The organism is Nocardiopsis sp. TRM 82005 (assembly GCF_056312425.1).
On record NZ_JBWDTQ010000045.1, the window covers coordinates 21149 to 27652 of the forward strand.

The window sequence follows — 6504 nt, forward strand, 5'->3', positions numbered from 1 at the left end:
GGGGCCTCACACATATGGAAACCCCCCGCCATGAACCTTGAGACTTATGTCAGAGTTCGGGCGTAAGTACGAAGGAGCTGCCCCCATGCTGACCATCGGCGTAGACATCGGCGGAACCAAGGTCGCCGCTGGTGTCGTCGACCACGACGGGCAGATCCTGGACAAGGTCAAGTACCCCACCCCCAACAACGACCCCGGCGGACTGGCCGACGTCGTCGCCAAGGCCGTCGACGAACTGCGCGGCAGGCGGAGCACCGTCGAGGCGGTCGGCGTGGGTGTGGCCGGGTTCGTGGACGAGGACCGCGCCACGGTCCAGGTCGCCGTCAACCTCGGACTGCGCGACGAACCGCTCAGGGACCGTGTCCAGGAGCGCGTCGGCCTGCCCGTCGTCATCGAGAACGACGCCAACGCCGCCGCCTGGGCCGAGGCCAGGTTCGGTGCCGGACGCGGCAGCGACCACATCGTCTGCGTCACCCTGGGCACCGGCATCGGCGGCGGCCTGGTCATCGGCGGGGCCCTGCACCGCGGCCGCTACGGCGTGGCCGCGGAGATCGGCCACTACCGGATGGTTCCGCACGGGCGCCGCTGCGCCTGCGGCAACCACGGCTGCTGGGAGCAGTACGCCAGCGGCCGCGCCCTGGTCGCCGAGGGCCAGGACCGCGCCCACACCGACCCGCGGGCCGCCGAGCGCATGCTCGAGCTCGCCGGCGGCGTCGTCGACCAGGTCCAGGGCCACGTCATCACCCAGGCCGCGCTGGAGGGGGACAGGGCGGCCCTGGAGTGCTTTGCCGCCGTGGGCGAGTGGGCCGGGTTCGGACTGGCCGACCTGGCCGCCATCCTCGACCCCGAGTGCTTCGTCCTGGGCGGCGGCGTCTCCGACGCCGGCTCCATCCTCCTGGAGCCGGTCCGTACCTCGTTCGCGCGCCACGTCCCGGGCCGCCCCGGCCGCCGCCTGGCCGATGTGCGCCTGGCCGAGCTCGGCGGGGAGGCGGGCATCGTCGGCGCGGGCGACCTCGCCCGGCACTGACCGGCGCCCGTACACACGACAGCCCCCGCGACCTCCACCGTGTGGACGCCGCGGGGCCGGACACGGACCGGAGTGAAGCGGAAGGCCCCCGAAGGCGCGCTAGACCTCGGAGCCCTCCCGCTTGGCCCGCTTCTCCTCCCGGCGGGCCTGGCGCTCTTCCTTCCGCCGGGCCCGGCGCTCCTCCTTACGCCGCGCGCGCTCGGCGCGCCTGCGGTCCTTGTCGCTGGCGTGCTGCTCGCGCCGGGCCTCCTTGGCCTCGGCCTCCAGTTCGGTCTTGACCGACTGCGCGTAGCGGTCCACGTACTCCTGGCCGGACATCTCCATCAGCGCGTACATGATCTCGTCGGTGACCGCGCGCAGCACGCGCGGGTCCTTCTCCATGCCGTAGTAACGGGAGAAGTCCAGCGGCTTGCCGAATCTGACCTTCGGGCGCACGCCCAGCTTGGGCACGGTGCGGCCGGGCGGCATGATCTTCTCCAGGTTGATCATCGCCATCGGCACGACCGGCGCCCTGGACTCCAGCGCCAGCCGGGCCACACCGGTACGGCCCCGGTACAGCTTGCCGTCGGGGGAGCGGGTGCCCTCGGGGTAGATGCCCAGCAGATCGCCGCGATTGAGCACCTTCAGACCGGTGCGCAGCGCCGCCTCGCTGGCCTTGCCGCCGGAGCGGTCGATGGGGATCTGTCCCACGCCGGTGAAGAACGCCCGGCTCGCCAGCCCTTTGACACCCTTGCCGGTGAAGTACTCGGACTTGGCCAGGAAGATGATCTTGCGCGGTAGCGGCAGGGGACCGAAGAAGTGGTCGGAGAACGACAGGTGGTTGCTGACCATGATGGCCGGGCCGCGGCGCGGCACGTTCTCCACGCCCTCGGCACGCGGCTGCCACAACACGGCCAGTACCGGCCCCAGGAACGCCTTGACCACCCAGTAGAACATTGTTCAGATCACCCCTGCACACGCGGGGAGCACTGGGCAGGGTCTGCCACGATCACTGTCCCGCTCGGCCGATATTGCCAGGAGGGCTCGCACCCGAAGGATACGGGGGAGCCGACGCATGACGTGCGTCATTCTCCCACCGTGCGGGAGCGAGTGCCAAAGCGCCCCCGACCGGACCGTGTGCCCGGCGCGGACGAGGATACTCAGTCGGCCCGCGCAGCACACGACTCCCCTCTCGCCGACGGGGAGGGGAACGTTAGTGTGCACTCATGACAAACAGTCCGCCAAGCGGCCGGAGCCAGGGCCCGCACGCCCCTGGCGACCGCGCTTCGGCCACTCGCGTCCCCCGTGCCGCCTGATCCCTGGAGCCGCTCCGTGAGACCGACCAACGCCCGCTCCCTGATCCCGGGTGCGGAGCCGTTCAGCCACCGCGGGTTGGAGGTGGGCGTCCTGCTCTGCCATGGGTTCACCGGTTCGCCGTACTCCATGCGGCCCTGGGGCGAGTACCTGGCCGAGGCCGGACTCAGTGTGGAGGTGCCCCTGCTGCCGGGTCACGGCACGGTCTGGCAGGACATGAACCTCACCACCAGTGACGACTGGCTGGCCGAGGTCGAGCGGGCCCTGCGGGAGCTGGCCTCGCGCTGCGAGGAGGTGTTCGTCATGGGACTGTCCATGGGCGGTGCCCTCACCCTGCGCCTCGCGCAGAGGCATCCCGGCCTCGTGCGTGGGACCGTGCTCGTCAACCCCTCCCTGGCCGTGGAGGACCCGCGCCTGCCCCTCCTCGCCCCGTTCCGCCGGGTGGCCTCACGGGCCGTGCCCTCCACGGCCAGCCTGGCCTGTGACATCTCCAAGGACGACACCTCCGAGGGCGGCTACGACCGTGTGCCCACCGCGGCCGCGGCGACACTCCCGAAGCTGTGGCGCGAAGTTCAGGAGGGCATGTCCGGTTTGCGAGCGCCGATCCTGGCCTATAGAAGCACACAGGACCACGTCGTGGGGCCGAGCAGTCTGCGTATCCTCGCTAGGAGAGCGGTCAACACCCGGCTGACGATTCATCCGCTCCACGACAGCTACCACGTGGCGACCCTCGACCATGACGCAGCCACCATCTTCGACGGGAGCCTCGCCTTCGTGCGAGAGCACAGTAGAAGCGGGGAAGGAGCCGACCGATGACGCAACGTCGGGGCAACGGCCTGCTCGCCGACGCCTACGTTCCTCTGATCCTGCTCGCGTCCTCGCACGCCGACCTGATGCTGGAGGCTCTGCGCCGCAGCGGTATCGCCGCCTACGCCGTCCCCCTGGACGAGGACGTCCTGGACCCCGCCGGGAGCCAGGCCGACGACCCGTCCACCGACCACCTGTACGTGGACGCCGAGGAGAGGGCATCCGCGGAGCGGGTCCTGGATGTGGAACTGCCCGAACTGAGCGGGCGGACCGAAGCGGCGCCCGACCTGTTCGCGCCGCGCGAGCCCCGGTCCGACACCGAGGGTGAGGAGGGCGGCGGTGCGCCCCTCCCGGCCTCCGACACCTCGCCCGCCGACACCCCGGTCGGCGGCGACCTGCTGGACGGCCCGCCCGCCAACGTCGACCCCGGCGCGGCTCCCGCCGAGCCCGCGGACGAGGACGAGGTCTGGAACGACCTGGTCGCCCGCTTCTACGACGACGCCGGCACCGAAGCCTCCGACCGGCGCCGCGGAGCCGCTTGGCCCGACGCCGAGAACCTCAGCGCCTCCGACCGGAACGAGGACGCCTCCTCCGACGGCGGCATCCTGGCCGAAGGACCCGACGGTGCCGCCGACGCCGACGACGGCCGCGACGACGCCGAGGACGAGGCACGCCGTCGGGCCGAGGCCGACCTGGAGGGCCACTACGAACCGCCGCCACCGCCGCCCCTGCTCCAGGGAGACCGGGTGGGCATCTCCGCCTGGTTCGGCCTGCTCGGCGCACCGGTGCTGGTCTTCGGCGCCGCCTTCGTCGGCGTCGCCCTGCCCAACTGGCTGATGTTCGTGGCGGTGCTGGCGTTCCTGGTCAGCTTCGTCGTGCTCATCCTGCGCATGACCGACTCCCGGCCGCCCGGCGACAATGGGCCCGACAACGGGGCGGTGGTCTGACTACTGGGCTTCGAGGTCCCCCTCTGGCGCGCCTTCGCCGTCTTCCGTGCAGCGGCCATGGTCTACTCCCTGTTCCTCGCCGTCCAGCACCACGAGCACCTGGCCCGACCCTGGCTGGCCTGGTCCGTGCTGGCGGTGATGTCGGCGTGGACCGTGGTCACCACGCGCGGCTACGCCCGTCCCGAGCACCGCACCTGGCGCCTGCTCACCGCCGACCTGGCGGTGGCCTTCGCCTGCCTGTTCGCCACCGCGCTCGCGGTCACGCCGTTCTACCTCACCCAGGCCCCGCCGCTGAGCGGCTACTGGTTCGCCGGTGCCGCCCTGGCGGCCAGTGTCATCTGGGGCAGGCGTGGCGCGGCCACGGTCGCCGTGCTCTACGGGGTCTGCGATCTCACCCTGCGCGTGGTCATGGACGCCAACGTCACCTCCGCGACCGCGCGCGGCGTGGTGTTGCTGCTCCTGGCCGGGCTGGCCGTCGGGTACATGGCCCGGGTGGCCGGGCGGGCAGAGGAGCGCTTCGCCCAGGCGGTCGCGCTGGAGGCGCGCATCCGCGAGCGCGAGCAGCTGGCCCGTTCGATCCACGATTCGGTGTTGCAGGTGCTCTCCCTGGTGCGGCGGCGTGGGGCCGAGGCCGGGGGAGAGGCCGCCGAGCTGGGCCGGATGGCGGGTGAGCAGGAGGTGCGGCTGCGTGCGCTGGTCGCCGACGGTCTTCCCGAGGATGCTTCCCGCGGCACGGAAGGGACGCCGCCGCGTGCGGCGGAGGGGGAGGGCCCCGGCCCGGGGGCCGGGGGAGGGATCGGCGTGGCGGTGCCCGGCGACTCGGTGGACCTGCGTGAACTGGTGCGCCGTGCCGAGTCGGTCCTGGTGTCGGTGTCGGCGCCCGCCACGCCCGTCACCCTGCCCGCGCGCACCGCTGAGGAGCTGACCGCCGCCGTCCTCACCGCCCTGGACAACGTGCGGCGTCACTGCCCGCGGGACACCCACGCCTGGATCCTGCTGGAGGACGAGGATGACGCGGTGACCGTGTCGGTCCGTGACGAGGGCCCCGGCTTCCCGCCCGAACGGTTGGAGCAGGCCCGCTCGCAAGGCCGTCTCGGTGTGGCTCAGTCCATCCGGGGCCGGCTGCGTGACCTGGGCGGCACCGTCGAGTACGTGTCGGCTCCCGGCCAGGGCACCGAGGTGGAGATGCGCGTCCCGCGGGGCTGAGAGGCGCACGGCCGCCTCCGGGCGGCCGTCGCGGGACTGTGGGGGCTCCGGAGCGGGCGCCGGCGGCAGGACGCTCACAGCGGCGGGCTGTGGTCCGCCTCCTCCTGGTGGGAGAAGCGCTGCTCCCGCCAGGGGTCGGCCCGGTTGTGGTAGCCGCGCTCCTCCCAGAAACCCCGGCGGTCAGCGGTCATGTACTCCACCGCGCGCAGCCACTTCACGCTCTTCCACCCGTACAGGTGCGGGACCACCAGTCGCAGCGGGGCGCCGTGTTCGGGGGTGAGCGGCCCCCCGCTTCGGTGGGTGGCCATCAGCACCCCCTCGGAGAGGAAGTCGTCCAGGCGCAGGTTCGCGCTGTAGCCGTACTCGCCCCAGGCCATCACGTGCGTCACCTCGGGTGCGGGCGGGGCGGCGGCGACCAGGTCGGCGGCGCTGACCCCGCGCCAGGACACGTCCGGAACGCTGAAGCGCATCACACAGTGGAAGTCGCTCACCGAGTCCACTCGCGGCAGCCCCGCGAATTCCTCCCAGGTCCAGCGATAGGACCCCAGGTCCTCGGTTGCTCCCATGATCCGAAAGTCCCACCTCCGCGGGCGAAAGGCGGGTACCGGACCGTAGTACAGCGGCTTGTGCACGTGGCGCACCGCCTGGCCCGGAGGCAGCCGCGGCCGGTTCTCCCGCCTGTCGCCCCCGTCCGTTCCCTCGGACAATCCGTCCCCCTGCTCGTCTCTCGGATCCCCGAGGCCGCGTGCGCCCGGTCGGACCGGGCGTCTCCCTCGGCGTCTGGCCATCCTGCCAGGCGTCGACGAGAGCTACGTCACTCCCCCCGGGTGTGCGCGAGCTCGGGGAGCGTGCGCTATAGTCACAGCCATGCAGCGGAACTTCTGGCGCTTTTATGGCTACCGGCCCGATACCCCGGTCGCCTGTAGAGCGCTGCGCTGACACAGACGACTTGAGCCCCGGGCCGGTAGAGCCCGGGGCTTTTTCGCGTTCCGGGCGCCGGTCGGACCAGTCATCCAACCGACAAGCAGCTAGGGACACCCCACATGGTCATCGTGATGGCACCGGACGCCACTTCCGAGAACATTGACGATCTCGTCGAACTCGTCGCCTCCGCCGGAGGCGAGGCCTACGTGACACGCGGCGTGAGCCGCACGATCATCGGCCTCGTCGGTGACGTTGAGCGTTTCCAGGACCTGGGTCTGGCCGCCAAGCCGGGGGTCAGTG

Annotated in this window: 6 protein-coding genes and 1 pseudogene; 5 read left to right on the plus strand and 2 right to left on the minus strand. The window is 71.9% G+C overall.

The features are described 5' to 3' along the window. Positions 1-85: 85 nt before the first annotated feature. Entirely contained in the window at positions 86-1027 is a 942-nt protein-coding gene (locus AC0T5L_RS26300) for an ROK family glucokinase (RefSeq protein WP_476168183.1), read from the plus strand. Between the two features lie 99 nt (positions 1028-1126). Here the strand turns inward: AC0T5L_RS26300 and AC0T5L_RS26305 are convergent, their stop codons facing one another. Further along, on the minus strand, positions 1127-1963 hold the full coding sequence (locus AC0T5L_RS26305) for a lysophospholipid acyltransferase family protein (RefSeq protein WP_476168184.1): 837 nt from the start codon (positions 1961-1963) through the stop codon (positions 1127-1129). 375 nt (positions 1964-2338) lie between these two features. Between AC0T5L_RS26305 and AC0T5L_RS26310 the strand changes: the two genes are divergently transcribed. The 3 genes from AC0T5L_RS26310 to macS are packed head-to-tail and all read left to right on the plus strand — an operon-like array spanning position 2339 to position 5280. Continuing rightward, the gene (locus tag AC0T5L_RS26310; protein WP_476168185.1) at positions 2339-3136 is read left to right on the plus strand and encodes an alpha/beta hydrolase; all 798 of its coding nucleotides are present in this window, start codon (positions 2339-2341) and stop codon (positions 3134-3136) included. Beyond that, complete coding sequence (locus tag AC0T5L_RS26315; protein ID WP_476168186.1) at positions 3133-4074, plus strand: hypothetical protein; 942 nt, start codon at positions 3133-3135, stop codon at positions 4072-4074. The genes AC0T5L_RS26310 and AC0T5L_RS26315 overlap by 4 nt, the downstream gene beginning before the upstream one ends. Before the next feature lie 57 nt (positions 4075-4131). Further along, complete coding sequence (gene macS / locus AC0T5L_RS26320; RefSeq protein ID WP_476168187.1) at positions 4132-5280, plus strand: MacS family sensor histidine kinase; 1149 nt, start codon at positions 4132-4134, stop codon at positions 5278-5280. Positions 5281-5354: 74 nt separating this feature from the next. Here the strand turns inward: macS and AC0T5L_RS26325 are convergent, their stop codons facing one another. Further along, on the minus strand, positions 5355-5987 hold the full coding sequence (locus tag AC0T5L_RS26325; RefSeq protein ID WP_476168188.1) for a molybdopterin-dependent oxidoreductase: 633 nt from the start codon (positions 5985-5987) through the stop codon (positions 5355-5357). A 336-nt stretch (positions 5988-6323) separates the two neighbouring features. Here AC0T5L_RS26325 and AC0T5L_RS26330 point away from each other — a divergent pair. Beyond that, positions 6324-6504: pseudogene (locus tag AC0T5L_RS26330) on the plus strand (3-deoxy-7-phosphoheptulonate synthase); the annotation flags it as partial.